Below are 16,465 nucleotides of genomic sequence, written 5' to 3'. Positions count from 1 at the left end.
GCGCTACTCGCCGACGCGGTTGCGCAGGCGCATGGCCCGGTCGGCCTCGCGGGTGTCCTGTCGCTCACGCAGCGTCTGGCGCTTGTCGAACTCGCGCTTGCCCTTGGCGAGAGCGATCTCGATCTTGGCGCGCCCGTCGGAGAAGTAGAGCTTGAGCGGGATCAGCGTGTAGCCGCCGGCAGAGACCGCATGGGAGAGCTTGGCGATCTCCTCGCGGTGCAGCAGCAGCTTGCGGATGCGCTTCGCGGAGTGGTTGGTCCAGTGCCCCTGCGAGTACTCGGGGATGTGCACGGAGTCGAGGAAGACCTCGTTGCCCTTGACGAAGGCGTAGCCGTCGCTGAGGTTGGCACGCCCCTGGCGCAACGACTTCACCTCGGTGCCGGTGAGCACCATTCCCGCCTCGTACGACTTCTCGATGTTGTAGTCGTGACGTGCGCGACGATTGGTCGCGACGACCTTCTCCCCGCGTTCCCTGGGCATGATGCACTCCTGTGATTCGACGAGCTCAGCGGCCGGACGCGGCTGAGCAGCCTTTCAGTCTATCCCCGGTCGACTGCCGGGTCCACTCAAGTCAGTGATCAGGTGCGCAGCCAGCGGCGGATCGCGAACCCGGCCGAGAGCGCGGCGAGGATCACGCCGATGCCGATGAGCACCGGCACGACCAGCGTCGCGTCCTGCATCGACACCCAGGTCGTGATGAACGGGACTCGCCCGCGCAGGTACCCGTTGACGCCGAAGTGCACACCGGCCAGCACCGCGGCACTCGCCAGAGCCGACCCCAGGAAGGCGGCGAACACGCCCTCCAGCACGAACGGCGTCTGAATGAACCTGTTCGAGGCGCCGACCAGCCGCATGATGCCGATCTCCTTGCGTCTGGCGTAGGCCGACAGCCGGATGGTGGTGGCGATCAGCAGCGTCGCGGCGATGAGCATCAGCACCGCGATCCCGACGGCGATGTACGTGGCCACGGTCAACGCCGAGAACAGCGGTTCGAGGTACTGCAGCTGATCCTTGACCTGCTCCACGCCCGCCTGGTCACTGAACGCCTCCGAGAGCACGCTCGACTGCGTCGGGTCCTTCATCGTCACGAAGAACACCTCGAACGCCTGGTCCGGTGTCAGCACGCTCGCCTGGTCGGCACCGAGCTGATCGACGAGCTTGGCGTAGGTGTCTTCCTTCGTGTCGAAGGTCGTCGAGCTGATGAGCGGCGACAGCGCATCGCCCTCGAGCGTCGCCCGGACCGCCTGCACCTGCTCTTCGCTGGCCGCGCCGTCGAGACAGGTGTCGGTCTGCGAGACCGCCGAGCACATGTACACCGCCACCTGGGCGCGCTCGGACCAGTAGCCGCGCATGACGCCGATCTGGCTCTGCATCAGGATCGCCGCGCCGACGAAGGTCAGCGACACGAAGGTGACGAGGATGACCGAGATCACCATCGAGATGTTGCGCCGAAGACCGCCCAGGGCCTCGGTCAGGATCAGACCGATTCTCATGAGGTCGGCCCCACTTCGTCGTCATCGCCCGCGGACAGCCCGAGGCGGTCGGCGACACCCATCTCGGCGACGTCGACCGGAGGCAGGACGATCGGCCGCGTGAACGGGCCGACGGCGGTGGCTGCGGGGGTCTGCGTCTGAGCAGGGGGCTGCGCCTGCGTCTGCGCCTCTGCCTGCGCTTGGTGCTGTGCCGGTGCGGGCTCGGATGCCTCAGCGGGCGCGGGCTCGTCGGGGGCGGCAGTGGACGACGACGCCGGGGCGTCGTGCGGAGTCGTGGCCGGGGCGGATGCCGCAGCACGGCGCTGCTGGGTGATCAGTTCGTCGGTGAGGGCGGCGCGCACGACCGAGAGATCGGCTGTCTGACGCTGCACCTCCTGCACGGCGGTGAGCGCGGCGGCCGCTGCGGCCCCGCGCACCTCGGCCGGCACGAGGCGCGGGATGTTCGAGGTGTCGCCGTATCCGCCGTGCACCTCGTCGCGCACCATCTCGCCGTCGCGGAGCTCGATCACGCGACGCTGCATCTGGTCCACGAAGCCGGCCTCGTGCGTGGCCATCAGCACGGTGGTGCCCCCGGCGTTGATGCGCGCGAGCAGCTGCATGATGTCGACCGACGTGGCCGGGTCCAGGTTTCCGGTCGGCTCATCGGCGAGCAGCACCTGCGGGCGGTTGACGAGAGCGCGGGCGATCGCCACGCGCTGCTGCTCCCCGCCGGAGAGCTCGTGCGGCATCCGCTTCTGCTTGCCGTCCAGACCGACGAGTGCGAGCGCCTCGGGCACCGCCTGCTGGATGAAACCGCGAGACGAGCCCGTCACCTGCAGAGTGAAGGCGACGTTCTGATAGACCGTCTTCGACGGCAGCAGTCGGAAGTCCTGGAAGACCGACCCGATGTGCCGGCGGAAGTACGGGACCTTCCGGTTCGCGAGCGAACGCAGGTCGCGTCCGAGCACGGCGACCCGGCCGGTGGTGGGGACGTCCTCGCGCAAGATGAGGCGCAGACAGGACGACTTGCCGGAGCCGGAGGCGCCGACGAGGAAGAGGAACTCCCCGCGCTGCACTTCGAAGTCGACACCGGAGAGGGCGGGCTTCGACGTCCCGCGGTAGCGTTTCGTGACGTTCTCGAACCGAATCATGGCGGTACGAGCCTAAGCGCGGCCTCTCCCCTGGCCGCGAGCGACACCCCGCGCGGTGGGTCCGGGTCCGACATACCGGGCAGCACTGCCCACAGGTGGCCGGAAGCGTGTCACCGCGCACTGCTATACATGAAGATGCCGTCGCGCTGTCCGCGCGGGCGCAATCACTTCGAGGGGGAGCCATGACGACACCTGCAGGCTGGTACGACGACGGATCCGGGCGTCAGCGCTGGTGGGACGGCCAGCAGTGGACCGAGCACTTCGCTCCGGAGACCGCCGCCGAGTCTCCCGCGGAGTCCTCCGACTCGGCCGAGGCCGGCGCGTCCGAGCCGGTCGCGGCATCCGAGCCCGCGGTCGCTGAGACGCACGAGCCGTCGCTGGATGACACGTGGGTCCGCCCGTCGGCAGAGACCGAGATCAGCCCCGAGAACGGTCAGGGGCCCGACGTGAGCGAGCCGGTGCCCGCCGAGGCTGCATCCGAGGCGTACTCCCAGTCGGCGTCGGCTGAGCCGACCCCGGCCGCGGCTCCCCTCGGCGACCACGCCGCATCCGTGCCGGCCGAGACGCCGTCGTACGCCGCGGCTCCGCCGTCGTACGCCCCGCCTGCTCCTTCGTACCCGGGCGCTGCGTCCGCCGACCAGCCCGGCGCGGCCTACGCAGCACCCGGCGGCGGCTATCCCGGATCGACCCCGTACGGCACCCCCGCACCTGAAGGGCCGCAGAAGGTCTCCGTCCTCGGCCTCGTCGGTCTGGGTCTGTCGGTACTCGGCACGATCCTCGTCTTCATCCCGGTGGTCGGTTTCGTGGGGTTCTTCCTGCTCGCGGCCGGATTCATCGTCTCGCTCATCTCGCTCTTCCTGAAGGGCAAGAAGTGGCCGGGCATCAGCGGGCTGGTCCTGGCCGTGGTCGGAACGATCCTGGGCGTCGTGATGTCGTTCGTCTACCTGTTCGCGTTCGCGCAGGGAGTCAGCGAGGAGCTCGACCGCCCGTCGTTCTCGGCGACGTCGACCCCGGCCCCCGAAGAGTCCGACGGGACGGACACCGGCACCAGCACCGGTGCACGCCCGACCTCCGCCGAAGTGGCGACCGGGCTCACCACGCTCATCGAGGCAACCGGAGCCGAGGGCTACACGCCGGAGCAGATCACCTGCTTCGCCGACGAGTTCGTCGCATCGTCCATCGATGACGAGACGCTGCGGAAGATCGCTGACAGCGACGGCACCTTCACCGATTCTGAGGCGGCGTCGGCCTTCGCCGAGGAGTTCGGCGATGCGATCCCTGTCTGCCTCGTGCCCTGACACGCGGCCTGCATGACGAAGGCCCCGGGAGCATCTGCTCCCGGGGCCTTCGTCATGAACCGAAGATCAGTCTTCGATCTTGCGCTTGCGCCAGCGGATGCCCGCCGAGATGAAGTCATCGAGGTCACCGTCGAACACGGCTGCCGGGTTGCCCGACTCCTGTCCGGTGCGCAGGTCCTTGACCAGCTGCTGGCCGTAGAGGAAGTAGGAGCGCATCTGGTCGCCCCAGCTCGCGGTGATGGTGCCGGCGAGCTCCTTCTTCTTCGCTGCTTCCTGCTCCTTCTGCAGCAGCAGGAGGCGCGTCTGCAGCACACGCATGGCGGCGGCGCGGTTCTGGATCTGCGACTTCTCGTTCTGCATCGACACGACGATGCCGGTCGGAAGGTGCGTCAGGCGCACGGCCGAGTCGGTCGTGTTGACGGACTGCCCACCCGGGCCCGAGGAGCGGAACACATCGACGCGGATGTCGTTCTCGGGGATGTCGACCTCGGTGGCCTCTTCCATCAGCGGGATGACCTCGACGGCGGCGAACGACGTCTGGCGCTTGTCGGCTGAGCCGAAGGGACTGATGCGGGCCAGGCGGTGCGTGCCGGCCTCGACCGAGACGGTGCCGAAGGCGTAGGGGGCGTCGATCTCGAACGTCGCGGACTTGATGCCCGCACCCTCGGCGTAGGAGGTGTCCATGACCTTGACCGGGTACTTGTGACGCTCGGCCCAACGCAGATACATGCGCATGAGCATCTCGGCGAAGTCCGTGGCGTCATCGCCGCCCGCGCCGGAGCGGATCGTGATGATCGCGGAGCGGTCGTCGTACTCGCCGTCGAGGAGGGTCTGCACCTCGAGCTGGTTGATCAGGTCGGTGAGTGCGGTCAACTCGGCCCGAGCCTCCTGCGCGGAGTCCTCGTCGCCCATCTCGTTGGCCAGGCCGACGAGCACTTCGAGGTCGTCGAGACGCGAGGCGATGCCCATGACGCGAGCGAGCTCGGACTGGCGGTGGCTGAGTGCGCTGGTGACCTTCTGCGCACGCTCGGTGTCGTCCCAGAGGTCTGGGGCACCGGCTTCCTCGCTGAGTCGGGCGATTTCCTCGCGGAGATGGGAGACATCGACGACCTCGCTGATGTCGCCGAAGGTGTGCCTGAGCGCCTGTATTTCGGCGGAGAGATCTAGTTCGAGCATGACACCTCAGCCTATCCTGCCCGGGAGCCGCGTGCCGTGTGGATATCCGGCGGCACGCGATCGACCCGTGTGAGCCCCGCGCGCGAGCGGAGTAGCCTCGTCCCGTGAGCGATGCATCGAGGGTCCTACGGCAGTTCGGACCCATGGTGTACCTGCCCACCATCCTCTTCGCGCTCGGCGAAGGGGCGGTGATCCCACTGATCCCCGTGATCGCGGTGCGCATGGGCGCGGACGTGGCCGGTGCCGCGCTCGTCGCCTCGGCGCTCGTGGTGGGTCAGCTGTGCGGAAACCTGCCCGCGGGGTGGGCCGTCGCCCGCATCGGCGAACGATTCACGATGGTCATCGCCGGAATGATCTCGACACTCGCGGCCGTCGGTATGCTCCTCTCCCCGTCGATCGGGGTGCTGGCGGCATCCGTGTTCCTGCTCGGATTCTGCGCCGCGGCCTTCGGCCTCGCCCGTCATGCGTTCATGACCACTCGCGTCCCGCTCGCCGTGCGGGCCCGCGCGCTCTCGTTGCTGGGCGGCAGCTTCCGCCTGGGCATGTTCGTCGGTCCGTTCGTCGCGGCCGGGCTGCTGCAGCTGTTCGGATCGGAATCGGCGGCGATCTGGTTCTTCCTCGGCTGCCTGGTGGGAATGGTGCTCCTGGTTCTTCTCGGGCCCGACCCCGAGAAGAAGAACCCGCGGATCACTCGTCCGTCCACTCGCTCCTTCATCGAGGACTCCGGGGAACCCGTGAGCGGCGCGATTCCGACGATGGAACGCACCGGCGTCCTGCGCACGATGTGGCGGCAACGGTCGGTGCTGAGCCGGCTCGGACTCGCGGCGGCGTCGCTCTCGGCGATGCGCTCGGCACGCCAGGTCGTCCTTCCCCTCTGGGGACTGTCGTTGGGGCTCGATGCCTCGACGATCGCCCTCGTGGTCGGCGTCTCGGGTGCGATTGACTTCGCCCTCTTCTACGCCAGCGGTCAGGTGATGGATCGCTTCGGTCGCCTGTGGGCGGCGATGCCCGCGATGGTGCTGATGGGCGCCGGCTTCTTCGCGCTCTCGGTCTCGCACGACGGGGAGGCCGCCGTTCTCTGGTACGGCCTGTTCGCCGGAGTGCTCGGCGTCGGAAACGGACTCTCCAGCGGCATCCTGCTCACGCTCGGCGCCGATGTGGCACCCAAGCGCGACCCCGCCCCGTTCCTCGGCTCGTGGCGGACGCTGACGGATGCCGGGGGCGCCATCGCCCCGCTCGCGATCTCGGGCATCGTCGCCGTGTCGTCGCTGCCGATCGCCGCGGGAGTCATGGGTGTGGTCGGCATCGTCGGAGCACTCGGGTTCCTCCGCTGGATCCCCCGGTTCGTGCCACGGGTGAAGCCCGGCGAGGGTGCGTAGGGGCGGAGGGCTGCTGTTCCTGACGTCGCGACCGTGTTCGCGACGTACGGCCGTTTGGTTCAAGATGCCGTTCGAGGAAGCGCCGTAGCGTGGCGCACATGACATTGACACTGGGATTCATCGGGATCGTGACGCAGAACATGAACGCCTCGCTGGCCTTCTACCGCGCGCTGGGGGTGACCGTTCCGGACGGGATGGATGACGCCCCGCACGTCGATGGGCGACTCGACGACGGAACCGTCCTCGCCTGGGACACCGTGGAGACCATCCGGAGCTTCGACCCGGCGTACGTCTTCCCGGGCGGGGGTCACCGCGTCGCGCTGGCTTTCACGATGCCCAGCCCGGCAGCCGTCGACGCATTGTTCGCGGCGATGACAGCGGCTGGCCACACACCGCACGTCGAGCCCTGGGACGCGCACTGGGGGCAGCGCTACGCGACCCTGCTCGACCCCGATGGAAACTCGGTTGATCTCTATGCCGAGCTCGAGGCGAGCTGACCGGGCGTCGCCCCGACCCGCCGACGGAACTCGCGCGTCAGATGCGACTGGTCCGCGTATCCCGCGCGAACTGCGACGTCTGCGAGCGCGACGCCCGAGACCACCATCGGATACGCCCGTTGCGCTCGCAGCACCTGCACCAAAGAGTGATATCCGTACCCGAACTCAGCGGTCATACGCCGGCGGAGTTCACGCTCTGAACAGAAGACGGCCGTCGCGGCGGCCGAAGCGCGGAGACCGTCGCCGGCAGCTGACCGCACCGCAGTCACCCAGGGGGCAGGGTCGACGTCGAGGTCCCCCATCTCCGCGGGCGCTCCGGCAGTGACGGCGGAGCGAATCATGGCGGCCATCCGGCGAACGGCGGCTGGCGGAAGCAGGCCGTCGAGCGGCGCCTCGAGATCCCGGAGCTCAGCGAGAGGAAGGCGCAGCGCCGACGCCGCTGCGCCGGGGGCCCAGCGCACGCCGACGAAACCGTCGGCGTTGTCCGCCCGCGTCTGGATGGATCGCGTCGACGGGCCCGCCACGGTCAACCGATCGTCGTGCAGAATCACGTCGACGCTGCCGTCCGCGGGGATGGTCGCCGCGTGACCACCGACAGAACGCCACACAGTCAGATGGGGAGACAGTCGACGCTCCGTGTACATGCACTCATTCTCCTCGATGCCCCGTCGACACCTTTCACCGCAGCGCGGTCCGACTCGTTCCCGTGGCTTCCAACCGGACCCCGTCGCCGACGAAGGGCGCCAGCAGCGGCGGAGCCCAGTCGATCGCCACGGTGACGCGCGCGGACGCGCCGTCCGGGGTGTCCGCCGAGACGAGCTGCGCGTCGCGCGGAATCGCGCGCCACAACGCCTGAGCCTGCTCCCGCACCCCGTCATCGGTCAGCTCGGCCCGGACTCCCTCTCCCTCGACGATCAGGGTGAATCCGTCGGCTCCGGCGAGCGCCGCGGCATCGGCCAGCGAGTCCAGACGCTTCTGCGCGAGGTAGAGATCGGTGGCGCAGACGCAGACGAACAGCACCGCGATCGAGAGCACCGCGTAGCCGAGGATCAGCAGCAGCACGCTGCCGTCTTCCTGAGCCGCAGGTCTCCCAACGGCGCGGGGCGCGCGCGGAGTCATCTGCCCCACACCCGCGACACCTTCTGTGTGGCGGATGCCTCGACCGGGATCGATGCGGCTCGGTCGAGCCCGAACACCGCAGGCACGAACGGCAGCTGCACGCGCGTCGCGATGGTGACCGTGACCGTCGCACCCGCCGCGGGGCAGGTCGGCCCGGATGGCGAGCAGCTGACGCCGACCTGCACATCGTCGGCATCCATCCCGTACTCGTCGACGATGCCGGCCAGCACGGCGTCGCTGCGTGCCGCGACAGCATCGGGGTTCGGCGCCAGCGCGATCGTCCGAGCGGTGAGTCGCGCGGCCGCTTCGACGCCGAATGACCGCTCCTGCACGATTCCGAGGACGATCACGAGGTAGACGAGCGGCACCAGCAGGATCACTCCGACCGTGATGAACTCGAGCGCGGCCGATCCCTCGTCATCCGTCGCCCAGGCTCTCCTGCGGTGCATCGGCCTCCACCTCCCACGCGTAGGGCACGCCGAGGAGCCCGATGATCGGCAGCGTCGTGCGCACGCGCACCTCGACCGTGGGCTGGCCGAGGCGCTCGGACTCGACGACCGCGATCTGCTCGGCGTAGCTCGGACCAATCGCGCGGGCGATGGTGTCACGTGCACGTTGCTCTCCTTCGGCGAGGCTCGTGTCGGCGAGCGCCGCGTAGTACGCGCCCTCGACGGCCGCGTCATGCACCACGTTGCGGACGTAGACGGCGAACGCCAGCTGCAGCACCGCGAGGGTGAGCACCGTGAGGAGAGTGCCCACGAGGAGGAACTCCACCGGACTGGAACCGTCCTCGTCCTTCCACGGTGCCGCCGGCGCGCGCATCAGAGCCCGGAGACGCGCTGGATCGCCTGCTCGAACAGCGCCGACAGCGCCGGACCCGCGACCGCCCAGATCAGGACCACGAGGCCGGCCGTCATCAGCGTCACCAGCACCCAGCCGGGAACGTCTCCGTTCTCATCCTCGACGAGCCAGCGCGCGCGGGCGCCGATCCTGTGCGTCCAGTGGCGGAGAGTGATCGTCATGTCGTTCCTTTCGTGGGCGCTCAGCCGATGCCGAGGCGCAGGATGAAGAGTCCGGGATAGATCGCGAAGAGCACGGACAGCGGCAGGATGAGGAACACGAGAGGCAGCAGCATCAGGATCTCTTTGCGCCCTGCCTGCTCGATCAGCGTGCGCTTGGCCTCGTCACGCGCGTCTCCGGCCTGCGCCTGAAGCACGCCGGCGAGCGGGGCTCCGCGCTCGAGGGCTGCGACGACCTGATCGACCGCACGGTTGAGGCCCGGGAGTTGCAGCCGCGTGGCCATCTCGCTCAGCGCATCGGCGAGCGGCGAACCGGTGCCGACGGCGAGCACCACCTGTCGCAGCTCTCCGACGAGTTCGCCGGAGCCCACAGTCGTGACGCGGCGCAGCGAGTCGAGCAGCCCTTCGCCGGCCGACAGGCAGAGCGAGAGGAACTCGAGCATCGTCGGCAGCTCCTCCGTCATGCGCGAACGCCGCGATGAGACGCGCGCGGAGAGCTGCAGGTCGTAGGCGGCCGCGCCGACACCACCCGCGAGAAACGGCAGCACCGCGATCGGCGGCGTCAGCTGGCCGGTGAGCGCCAGCACGATCACGGTCACCGCCCCCGCAGCGATGCCGACCAGCATCCATCCCAGCTGCCGCGCGCGGAAGATCGACGGGTCCATCCCCGCTCCCGCCTGAGCGAGGCGCTGCCGCAGTGCGTCTCCCCCGCCCACCGCGCGCTCGAACGCGGCACGCGCCCAGCGCCAGGGGGCGAGCTCGGCCGCCGGCAACGCACCGGATGTGGGCAGGACGCCGTCCGGAAGACGGTCGTCAGGCACCACATCACGCACATAGGGAGCGATGCGCGTGCTCAGCGACGCCGCACGCCACGACGGCAGCGCGGCCAGCATCGTCAGCACACCGGCGGCGAAGAGTCCGCCGATCAGCACCGAATTCGCCACTGCCGAGAGAACGTTCATCCGAACCACCGCCGCGGCTCGGCGAGTCGACCGATCCGGAGCATGATGCGGAACGCCACCACCGACACCACGGCGCCCACGCAGATGACGATCACGCCCTCCGGCGTGCCGTAGGCGGCTGCGCCCTCCGGACGCATGACGAGCAGACCGAGCACCACCCAGGGCGCCACCGCACCCAGCACGGCGGCGCCGCGGATCCAGGACTGCCGCGCCTCGACCTCACCCCGCAGCGCCGCGTCAGCGCGGACCGACGACGACAGCGCCCGCAGCACGGTGGTGAGCTCGGTGCCACCGACCTGCCGCGCCATGCGCAGCGTCTCGATGATCCTGTCGCCGATCGGATCGGCGAGGGTCTCCTTGAGTCGATCGAGGCTCGACTCGAAGCGACCGGTCGCCTGCAGATCCCGCGAGAAGACGGCGAACGCGGGGCGCAACATCGCGGGTGCCGAGTCACTGAGCCCGGCCACCGCATCCGGCAACGACAACCCGACGCGGATCGACGCGACCAGCAGGTCGCACACATCCGGCCAGAGTTGTCGTCGCACGCGTCGCAGGCGGACGCGGCGCGCCCGAAGGAACATCACGGGCGCGGCTCCCGCGGCGAGCGCGGCCAGCACGACGAGCACCAGCAGTCCCGTCAACAACCACACGGCGGATGCGGCGACGAGAGCGAGGCCGACGATGGCGCTCCAGAGGCCGCGGTGCGAGAGGTCGCCGAGGCCGGACTCCCGACGCAGGCGCTCGAGCGGCCCACGGTTCTCGGTCGCGGCCGCGCGTTCGCGCCGCGGCCACATCCACGGAGACACGCACAGCAGCACACCGGCTGCCAGCAACGCACCGAGCACAACCCTCACGACGCCATCCCCTCGCGGCGGGCAAGCGCCCGCGTCGCCGCGACCGGAACCCGCTCGGAGGGCGAGGATGCCGAATACACGATGCGAGTGCGGATGCGCCCGTCGACGACCTCTCCCGTCGGTGCGACGACTTCCTGCACATGACGCGCTCCCTCAGCGTCGCGGGCGCAGTGCACGACGAGCCCCACGGCCGATGCGAGCGCCGGCGCGATGAAGGACCGGTCGATGTTGCGGCCGGCCAGCAGTGGCAGCACGGTGAGCTTCTCGAGCGCCTCGACGGCGGAGTTGGCGTGCACGGTCCCCGCTCCGGGCACACCGGTGTTGAGAGCGAGCACGAGATCGAGCGCCTCCGCATCACGGACCTCGCCGACCACGAGGCGATCAGGGCGCATGCGCAGGGCCTCTTTCACCAGGCGGCGCAGGGTGATCTCGCCGGTTCCCTCGAGACTCGCCTGCCGCCCCTGCAGAGACACGACATCGGGCCCCTCGACCGCCAGCTCGAACGTCTCCTCCACGGTGATGATGCGCTGGCTCTCCGCACAGGACGAGAGCAGGGCACCCAGCAGCGTGGTCTTGCCCGCGTGGGTGGCACCCGAAACGATGACGCTGCGGCCCTCGCGCATTGCCTGGCGCAGCAGATCAGCCACCGACGCGGGCATCGACCCCTGCGCCGTGAGCGCGTCGAGCGTGCGGTATCGCGGTAGGAACTTACGGATGTTGAGCGCCCACGAGCCCCGTACCACGTCCGCGATCGCGACGTGCAGACGGGAGCCGTCGGGCAACGACGCGTCGACGAACGGCTGACTGATGTCGACCCGTCGTCCGGTCGACATCAGCATGCGCTCGACCAGGTCGCGCACCGTGGCATCCGTCAGACGCAGTGCCGTGCGCTCCGACACACCTCCGCGGGCGACGTGCACATGCCCGGTGCCGTTCAGCCAGATCTCCTCGATCTCCGCATCGTCGAGCAGCGGCTGCAACGCACCGAACCCGCTGACCGCCGCGAGCACATCGCGTACGCACCCCGCCTCGTCGTCGATCAACGCCTCACCCCGAGCGAGCGCGTAGTCGTCGTGCCGCCGCGCCTCGGCCTGCGCGATACGGCGCGTCGCCTCCGGGTCGACGGACGGATCGATGCCTTCAGCGCGCAGGCGCCGCCGGACACGCTCGGCGACAAGAGAGGACGGATGACTCACCCGGGAATACTCGCAAGAAACGGCCCGGCCCCTCCGGAGTTATCCACAGGGAAAAGACCGCGACTTAGACTTGAATTCGTCATGATCGATATTCCGGGGGGAAGCATGCACGAATCCGAGATCGCGCAGGGCGTCACCCGCCGAAAGCTGTTGCAGGGCGCCGCGTGGGCCGCCCCCGTGGTCGCCGTGGCCGTCGCCACTCCGCTCGCCGCCGCCTCGACCGTCGACGGCGGAACGCTCTTCCTCACGGGCAACGCCTTCGCGAACGCCGGGATCTACCTCGCCGGCACCAACTACAACGGGGCCACGTCGAGCGTCACGTATCCCATCAACTCCCTGCGCATCACGATCTTCCTCCCCGAGATCGACGGCATCAACGACACGCTTCTGAACGCGTCAGCGAACTGGACGGCGTTCCGCGAACGCAACATCGTCACCCTGATGAACCGGAACGAGCTGGCGGCGGGCGAAGAGTCCGGCAACATCGGCAACGTCGAGATCACCGGCCCCTTCCCCACCGGCAGCACCTACACGATCACCGTCGCCCCCAGCACGGTCAACGTCGTCCTCGTCGGCAACCTCCAGTACACCGGCACCTTCTGACCCCTCGCGTACCGAGCCGCATCGACGGCGTCAACCGGTTCGGCGCAGCCTGTGTGACGGCATAGCCTGAGAGGACGAGCCGCCGAGGAGACGACGTGCAGCGCCCCACACCATCCGGAGCATTCCCGACCGTGTCGGTGGTGATCCCGGTCAAGGATGACGAGACCCACCTGCGCCGGTGTCTCACCGCCCTCAACCGGCAGACCTTCGCGCCCGATGAGATCATCGTGGTCGACAACGGCTCCACCGACTCTTCGGCCGCGGTCGCCGCCCGTCGCGGAGCGCGAGTCGTCCGCTGCGACCAGCCCGGCATCCCGGCCGCGGCAGCGAGCGGCTACGACGCCGCGACGGGCGATCTGATCCTGCGCCTCGATGCCGACTGTCTCCCCGACGACGGCTGGATCGACTCCGTGGTGCGCACGTTCGCGCAGCATCCTCGAATCCACGTCGTCACCGGCGGCGCGCACTTCATCGACGGCCCTGCAGCGCTCCGGCGCCCCCTCGCCGCGGCCTACCTCCTCTTGTACGCGGCCGTGTGCACGCCGACCCTCGGACATATCCCGGTGTTCGGGTCGAACCTCGCGTTCCGGCGCTCTGCCTGGCTCGACATCCGCGCGCATGTGCACCGCGACGACCCCGAGATCCACGACGACCTCGATCTCTCCTTTCACTTCGGCGAGCGCCACCGCATCCGCCACCTCACCGGTTCGAGGATGGGGATCTCAATGCGTCCGTTCGGCAGCGGTCGGTCGTTCGCCCGTCGGGTCGTGCGCGGGTTCCGCTCCGTGCTGATCCACTGGCCGCAGGACTTCCCGCCTGTGCGCGTGATGCGACTCGCGGCGCGGCGCAGTCTGCATCGGCTCGGAGTGCCGACGCCGCGAGCCGTGCGGGCGGCGCGACGGTGAGCGAGGCTCTGTTCGGACCGACGGCAGCCCCGGACCTGCACGTGATGACGTTCAACATCCGTCGGCGGATGGGCGAGTTCACGTGGCCGCCGCCGGACCGCTGGCGGGTGCGGCGCCCGCGCCTGAAGGCCTTGCTGCGGCAGGAGCAGCCGGCGATCCTGGGCACGCAGGAGGCGCTGCCCGATCAGGCCGTCGCGATCAGGACAGCGCTCGGCCCCACGTACGGTGTCATCGGGCACGGGCGGCAGCGCGGCCCGCGGGGCCCCCGCGGCGAGGGCTGTCCGGTGTTCTTCGACACCGAGCGGCTGGATCTCCTCACCTGGCGCCAGATCGCGCTGTCGGATCGCCCGGATGTGCCGGGCTCGACCTCCTGGGGCAACATCACCCCCGCGTCGCCGTCCTCGCGACGTTCCGTGATCGCGCGACCGAGGCCGAACTCCTGGTCGTGAACACGCATCTCGACGTCTTCTCGGCACGGGCCCGCCTGCGCGCGGCGCAGCAGGTGAACGCTCTCGTGGCGGCTCAGCCGCTGCCGACGATCGTGCTCGGCGACGCCAACGCCGGACCGGACTCACCGCCGCTGCGCGCACTGCTTGACGACGGATCCCTCACCGACGCGTGGACGCGAGCAGAAGAGCGCGCCACCGCGGAGTGGGGAACGTACGGCCGGTATCGCGCTCCTCGTCTCGGGCGACGCATCGATGCGCTGCTCGTCTCCCCCGGCATCCGGGTGCGCCGTGTCGGCATCAACACTCGGCGCTTCGACGGCGGATGGCCGTCCGATCACTTTCCGGTGCAGGCCGTTGTTCGAGTGCCCACGCCAGAGGGAATCAGATGAGACGAGAGCACGACATGAAGACCGACTTCCTCCGACCGCCGCACGGGGCCGCGGAGTACCTCGCCGACGCGCTGCGCATCGTGGGCGTACTGAGCGTCCTCGCGGCGGCCATCTGGTCGACGCCGACCGACGCCGGCATCCTCGCACTCGCCCTCCCCGCCCTGATGGTGCCTCGTGCTCTGGGCATGCGCGCGGGGTTCGACATCGTCATCGGGGTGACCGTGCTCGTGGCCGCGGGCAGCAACGTGCTCGACCTCTATCGCACTGTCGTGGGCTGGGACCTCGTGGTGCACTTCGTGTGCACGGGCGTGATCGCCGCCGCCGGCTACCTCGTGCTCGCGCGCTGCAGCGTCGTCCCCGCGCAATATTCTGCGACGTTCAGCAAACGCATCCCGATCGTCCTCTGCACGGCCCTCGGCCTCGCCGTCAGTGCGATCTGGGAGATGATCGAGTGGGCCGGACGCACCTTCATCACCACCGAGATCTACGTAACGTATGAAGACACCATCGGCGACATGGCGATGGGCGGAATGGGTGCCTTCGCGGCCGGACTCGTCGTGGCATTCGTCCGCCTCGAGCGCCGGCGGGCGTGAGCGGCCACCTCCGGGAACGTGGAGAGAGTCGGCACATCGCGCCGTGGAGCGCAAGGGTGGTGACAGCGCGCTCCGGGAATGGTCGACTGCAGTCACCGCATCCCCGAGCGAAGGAGTAGAGATGTCCGACACCTCCCCCATCCCCTCGACCCCCGGCGAGCCGATGCCGCCGCACCCGCAGGAGCCGCTCGCCCCGCAGCCCGACGAGCCGCTGGCGCCCAACCCGGCCGAGCCGCTCGCGCCGAATCCGGATGAGCCGCTCATCCCCGGCTCCACAGCCTGAGTCACTCCGACTCCTCAGCCGAGATCGCCTCCCGCAGTGCCTGCGCGGGAGGCGATATCTCTGTGTCCCTCCCTGTCGCGTGACAGGTGCTGCGACAGATGCAGCGAGAACTGCGGGCTGATTCCCGGAATCGGTGTGTGCGCCATCAGTAGACTGATGCCACCGCGCGGGAGTGGTGGAATTGGCAGACACGCAGGATTTAGGTTCCTGTGCCCCAGGGCGTGTGGGTTCAAATCCCACCTTCCGCACGAGGGGATGCTGTCGCATTCTCACCGTAGACCGCCGACTGATCACGACCGACGGGAATCCCAGTGCTCGAAACGATGCTGCACGCACCCCACGCCCTCATCCCCTGGCTCGACCCCCAGACGATCATCGGTGCGGCTGGCCCGTGGGCGCTGCTCGTGGTGTGCTTCATCGTCTTCGCCGAGACCGGACTGCTGGTCGGCTTCCTGCTGCCGGGCGACACTCTTCTGGTGATCTCGGGCCTGCTCTCGCACCCGATCGGCGCATCAGAGCACGGGGTGTTCGGCATCAACGTCTGGATCGTCGCCCTTCTCATCGGGCTCGCGGCGTTCGTCGGCGGTGAGGTCGGCTACGTGATCGGCCACAAGGGCGGACCGGCGATCTTCGAGCGCAAGGAATCCGGCGTCTTCAGCAAGAAGAACGTCGAGCGCACCAACGCGTTCTTCGAGCGTTTCGGCGGCATCACGGTCATTCTCGCCCGCTTCGTTCCCATCGTGCGCACGTTCGCGCCGGTCGCCGCCGGTGTCGGTCATATGCCGTGGCGCAAGTACACGCTCTACAACCTGATCGGCGCCATCCTCTGGGGCTTCGGTCTGACGATGTTCGGGTACGCGATCGGCTTCATCCCCCCGGTGGCCGACTTCGTCGAGAGCTACATCGACCTGATCCTGCTGGCCGCGGTCGGCGGCACGGCGCTCATCACGCTGTGGCACTACTTCTCGGAGCGGTACAAGGCCAAGAAGGCCGCAGCCGCCGGTGAAGACGTCGTGACGGATGCCGCTGAGGCTGAAGAGCTGGCGCTCGACCCGCAGGTGTTCGACCGCGCTCCCGACCTGGACGGCGACGGCAAGCACTGACGCCGTCGGCGCGGGGT

22 protein-coding genes and 1 tRNA gene are annotated in these 16,465 nt (G+C 69.1%); 11 read left to right on the top strand and 12 right to left on the bottom strand.

What is annotated here, in order from left to right:
- Positions 1-3: 3 nt before the first annotated feature.
- From smpB to ftsE, 3 genes are all read right to left on the bottom strand, one after another.
- On the bottom strand, positions 4-480 hold the full coding sequence (gene smpB / locus AC2D10_RS18230) for an SsrA-binding protein SmpB (RefSeq protein ID WP_484709636.1): 477 nt from the start codon (positions 478-480) through the stop codon (positions 4-6).
- Between the two features lie 98 nt (positions 481-578).
- Positions 579-1,493, bottom strand: a complete 915-nt coding sequence (gene ftsX / locus AC2D10_RS18225; protein WP_484709635.1) for a permease-like cell division protein FtsX — start codon at positions 1,491-1,493, stop codon at positions 579-581.
- A complete protein-coding gene (ftsE, locus tag AC2D10_RS18220) occupies positions 1,490-2,623 on the bottom strand; it encodes a cell division ATP-binding protein FtsE (RefSeq protein ID WP_484709633.1) in 1,134 nt (377 codons plus the stop codon). The genes ftsX and ftsE overlap by 4 nt, the downstream gene beginning before the upstream one ends.
- Positions 2,624-2,805: 182 nt before the next feature.
- Here ftsE and AC2D10_RS18215 point away from each other — a divergent pair, with 182 nt between their 5' ends.
- The gene (locus AC2D10_RS18215; protein WP_484709631.1) at positions 2,806-3,921 is read left to right on the top strand and encodes a DUF2510 domain-containing protein; all 1,116 of its coding nucleotides are present in this window, start codon (positions 2,806-2,808) and stop codon (positions 3,919-3,921) included.
- A 66-nt stretch (positions 3,922-3,987) separates the two neighbouring features.
- Here AC2D10_RS18215 and prfB read toward each other — a convergent pair whose 3' ends face one another.
- Positions 3,988-5,097 (bottom strand): peptide chain release factor 2, encoded by a 1,110-nt coding sequence (prfB, locus tag AC2D10_RS18210; RefSeq protein WP_484709630.1) that lies wholly within the window; start codon positions 5,095-5,097, stop codon positions 3,988-3,990.
- 143 nt (positions 5,098-5,240) lie between these two features.
- On the opposite strand from prfB, the gene AC2D10_RS18205 reads away from it, so the two are divergent.
- Both AC2D10_RS18205 and AC2D10_RS18200 read left to right on the top strand, forming a co-directional pair.
- Positions 5,241-6,476, top strand: coding sequence for an MFS transporter (locus AC2D10_RS18205; RefSeq protein WP_484711877.1), 1,236 nt, complete (start codon positions 5,241-5,243; stop codon positions 6,474-6,476).
- Positions 6,477-6,574: 98 nt separating this feature from the next.
- Positions 6,575-6,973: a VOC family protein gene (locus tag AC2D10_RS18200; protein ID WP_484709629.1), complete on the top strand. Its 399-nt coding sequence runs from the start codon at positions 6,575-6,577 to the stop codon at positions 6,971-6,973.
- Here AC2D10_RS18200 and AC2D10_RS18195 read toward each other — a convergent pair.
- Genes AC2D10_RS18195 through AC2D10_RS18160 form a run of 8 tightly spaced genes read right to left on the bottom strand, consistent with a single transcriptional unit; the run spans position 6,949 to position 12,123 of the window.
- Positions 6,949-7,617 (bottom strand): helix-turn-helix transcriptional regulator, encoded by a 669-nt coding sequence (locus AC2D10_RS18195; RefSeq protein ID WP_484709628.1) that lies wholly within the window; start codon positions 7,615-7,617, stop codon positions 6,949-6,951. The genes AC2D10_RS18200 and AC2D10_RS18195 overlap by 25 nt on opposite strands.
- 34 nt (positions 7,618-7,651) lie before the next feature.
- Positions 7,652-8,035: a hypothetical protein gene (locus AC2D10_RS18190; RefSeq protein ID WP_484709627.1), complete on the bottom strand. Its 384-nt coding sequence runs from the start codon at positions 8,033-8,035 to the stop codon at positions 7,652-7,654.
- A gap of 53 nt (positions 8,036-8,088) precedes the next feature.
- Positions 8,089-8,541, bottom strand: coding sequence for a TadE/TadG family type IV pilus assembly protein (locus AC2D10_RS18185; protein WP_484709626.1), 453 nt, complete (start codon positions 8,539-8,541; stop codon positions 8,089-8,091).
- The gene (locus AC2D10_RS18180) at positions 8,510-8,914 is read right to left on the bottom strand and encodes a TadE/TadG family type IV pilus assembly protein (RefSeq protein WP_484709625.1); all 405 of its coding nucleotides are present in this window, start codon (positions 8,912-8,914) and stop codon (positions 8,510-8,512) included. The genes AC2D10_RS18185 and AC2D10_RS18180 overlap by 32 nt, the downstream gene beginning before the upstream one ends.
- Positions 8,914-9,114 carry a hypothetical protein gene (locus AC2D10_RS18175; RefSeq protein ID WP_484709624.1) on the bottom strand — a complete coding sequence of 67 codons (201 nt, stop codon included), beginning with the start codon at positions 9,112-9,114 and terminating at the stop codon, positions 8,914-8,916. Before AC2D10_RS18175 ends, AC2D10_RS18180 begins: the two co-directional genes overlap by 1 nt.
- Positions 9,115-9,134: 20 nt before the next feature.
- Positions 9,135-10,073: a type II secretion system F family protein gene (locus tag AC2D10_RS18170; RefSeq protein WP_484709622.1), complete on the bottom strand. Its 939-nt coding sequence runs from the start codon at positions 10,071-10,073 to the stop codon at positions 9,135-9,137.
- Positions 10,070-10,927 (bottom strand): type II secretion system F family protein, encoded by an 858-nt coding sequence (locus AC2D10_RS18165; protein ID WP_484709621.1) that lies wholly within the window; start codon positions 10,925-10,927, stop codon positions 10,070-10,072. Before AC2D10_RS18165 ends, AC2D10_RS18170 begins: the two co-directional genes overlap by 4 nt.
- Positions 10,924-12,123, bottom strand: a complete 1,200-nt coding sequence (locus AC2D10_RS18160) for a TadA family conjugal transfer-associated ATPase (RefSeq protein ID WP_484709620.1) — start codon at positions 12,121-12,123, stop codon at positions 10,924-10,926. Before AC2D10_RS18160 ends, AC2D10_RS18165 begins: the two co-directional genes overlap by 4 nt.
- 81 nt (positions 12,124-12,204) lie before the next feature.
- On the opposite strand from AC2D10_RS18160, the gene AC2D10_RS18155 reads away from it, so the two are divergent.
- From AC2D10_RS18155 to AC2D10_RS18120, 8 genes are all read left to right on the top strand, one after another.
- Positions 12,205-12,726 carry a hypothetical protein gene (locus tag AC2D10_RS18155; protein ID WP_484709619.1) on the top strand — a complete coding sequence of 174 codons (522 nt, stop codon included), beginning with the start codon at positions 12,205-12,207 and terminating at the stop codon, positions 12,724-12,726.
- 95 nt (positions 12,727-12,821) lie between these two features.
- Positions 12,822-13,631: a glycosyltransferase family 2 protein gene (locus AC2D10_RS18150; RefSeq protein WP_484709618.1), complete on the top strand. Its 810-nt coding sequence runs from the start codon at positions 12,822-12,824 to the stop codon at positions 13,629-13,631.
- Positions 13,628-14,080, top strand: a complete 453-nt coding sequence (locus tag AC2D10_RS18145; protein ID WP_484709617.1) for an endonuclease/exonuclease/phosphatase family protein — start codon at positions 13,628-13,630, stop codon at positions 14,078-14,080. The genes AC2D10_RS18150 and AC2D10_RS18145 overlap by 4 nt, the downstream gene beginning before the upstream one ends.
- Positions 14,077-14,469 (top strand): endonuclease/exonuclease/phosphatase family protein, encoded by a 393-nt coding sequence (locus AC2D10_RS18140; RefSeq protein ID WP_484709615.1) that lies wholly within the window; start codon positions 14,077-14,079, stop codon positions 14,467-14,469. The genes AC2D10_RS18145 and AC2D10_RS18140 overlap by 4 nt, the downstream gene beginning before the upstream one ends.
- Positions 14,470-14,483: 14 nt before the next feature.
- Positions 14,484-15,062 (top strand): DUF2238 domain-containing protein, encoded by a 579-nt coding sequence (locus AC2D10_RS18135; RefSeq protein ID WP_484709614.1) that lies wholly within the window; start codon positions 14,484-14,486, stop codon positions 15,060-15,062.
- Positions 15,063-15,183: 121 nt separating this feature from the next.
- Complete coding sequence (locus tag AC2D10_RS18130) at positions 15,184-15,345, top strand: hypothetical protein (RefSeq protein ID WP_484709613.1); 162 nt, start codon at positions 15,184-15,186, stop codon at positions 15,343-15,345.
- 166 nt (positions 15,346-15,511) lie between these two features.
- Positions 15,512-15,593, top strand: a tRNA-Leu gene (locus AC2D10_RS18125).
- Positions 15,594-15,668: 75 nt separating this feature from the next.
- A complete protein-coding gene (locus AC2D10_RS18120) occupies positions 15,669-16,448 on the top strand; it encodes a DedA family protein (protein WP_484709611.1) in 780 nt (259 codons plus the stop codon).
- Positions 16,449-16,465 lie beyond the last annotated feature (17 nt).

Source organism: Microbacterium sp. PI-SA-G, from assembly GCF_057215335.1.
This window is presented reverse-complemented; position numbering and strand designations above follow the sequence as displayed.

Bases quoted from the DNA above. Each gene is read 5' to 3' on its own strand.
- AC2D10_RS18180 (WP_484709625.1), bottom strand. From the start codon at position 8,914: ATGCGCGCGCCGGCGGCACCGTGGAAGGACGAGGACGGTTCCAGTCCG.
- AC2D10_RS18185 (WP_484709626.1), bottom strand. From the start codon at position 8,541: ATGCACCGCAGGAGAGCCTGGGCGACGGATGACGAGGGATCGGCCGCG.
- AC2D10_RS18130 (WP_484709613.1), top strand. From the start codon at position 15,184: ATGTCCGACACCTCCCCCATCCCCTCGACCCCCGGCGAGCCGATGCCG.
- AC2D10_RS18200 (WP_484709629.1), top strand. From the start codon at position 6,575: ATGACATTGACACTGGGATTCATCGGGATCGTGACGCAGAACATGAAC.
- AC2D10_RS18170 (WP_484709622.1), bottom strand. From the start codon at position 10,073: ATGAACGTTCTCTCGGCAGTGGCGAATTCGGTGCTGATCGGCGGACTC.
- AC2D10_RS18135 (WP_484709614.1), top strand. From the start codon at position 14,484: ATGAAGACCGACTTCCTCCGACCGCCGCACGGGGCCGCGGAGTACCTC.
- prfB (WP_484709630.1), bottom strand. From the start codon at position 5,097: ATGCTCGAACTAGATCTCTCCGCCGAAATACAGGCGCTCAGGCACACC.
- AC2D10_RS18155 (WP_484709619.1), top strand. From the start codon at position 12,205: ATGATCGATATTCCGGGGGGAAGCATGCACGAATCCGAGATCGCGCAG.
- AC2D10_RS18120 (WP_484709611.1), top strand. From the start codon at position 15,669: ATGCTGCACGCACCCCACGCCCTCATCCCCTGGCTCGACCCCCAGACG.
- AC2D10_RS18195 (WP_484709628.1), bottom strand. From the start codon at position 7,617: ATGTACACGGAGCGTCGACTGTCTCCCCATCTGACTGTGTGGCGTTCT.
- AC2D10_RS18205 (WP_484711877.1), top strand. From the start codon at position 5,241: ATGGTGTACCTGCCCACCATCCTCTTCGCGCTCGGCGAAGGGGCGGTG.
- ftsX (WP_484709635.1), bottom strand. From the start codon at position 1,493: ATGAGAATCGGTCTGATCCTGACCGAGGCCCTGGGCGGTCTTCGGCGC.
- smpB (WP_484709636.1), bottom strand. From the start codon at position 480: ATGCCCAGGGAACGCGGGGAGAAGGTCGTCGCGACCAATCGTCGCGCA.
- ftsE (WP_484709633.1), bottom strand. From the start codon at position 2,623: ATGATTCGGTTCGAGAACGTCACGAAACGCTACCGCGGGACGTCGAAG.
- AC2D10_RS18215 (WP_484709631.1), top strand. From the start codon at position 2,806: ATGACGACACCTGCAGGCTGGTACGACGACGGATCCGGGCGTCAGCGC.
- AC2D10_RS18175 (WP_484709624.1), bottom strand. From the start codon at position 9,114: ATGACGATCACTCTCCGCCACTGGACGCACAGGATCGGCGCCCGCGCG.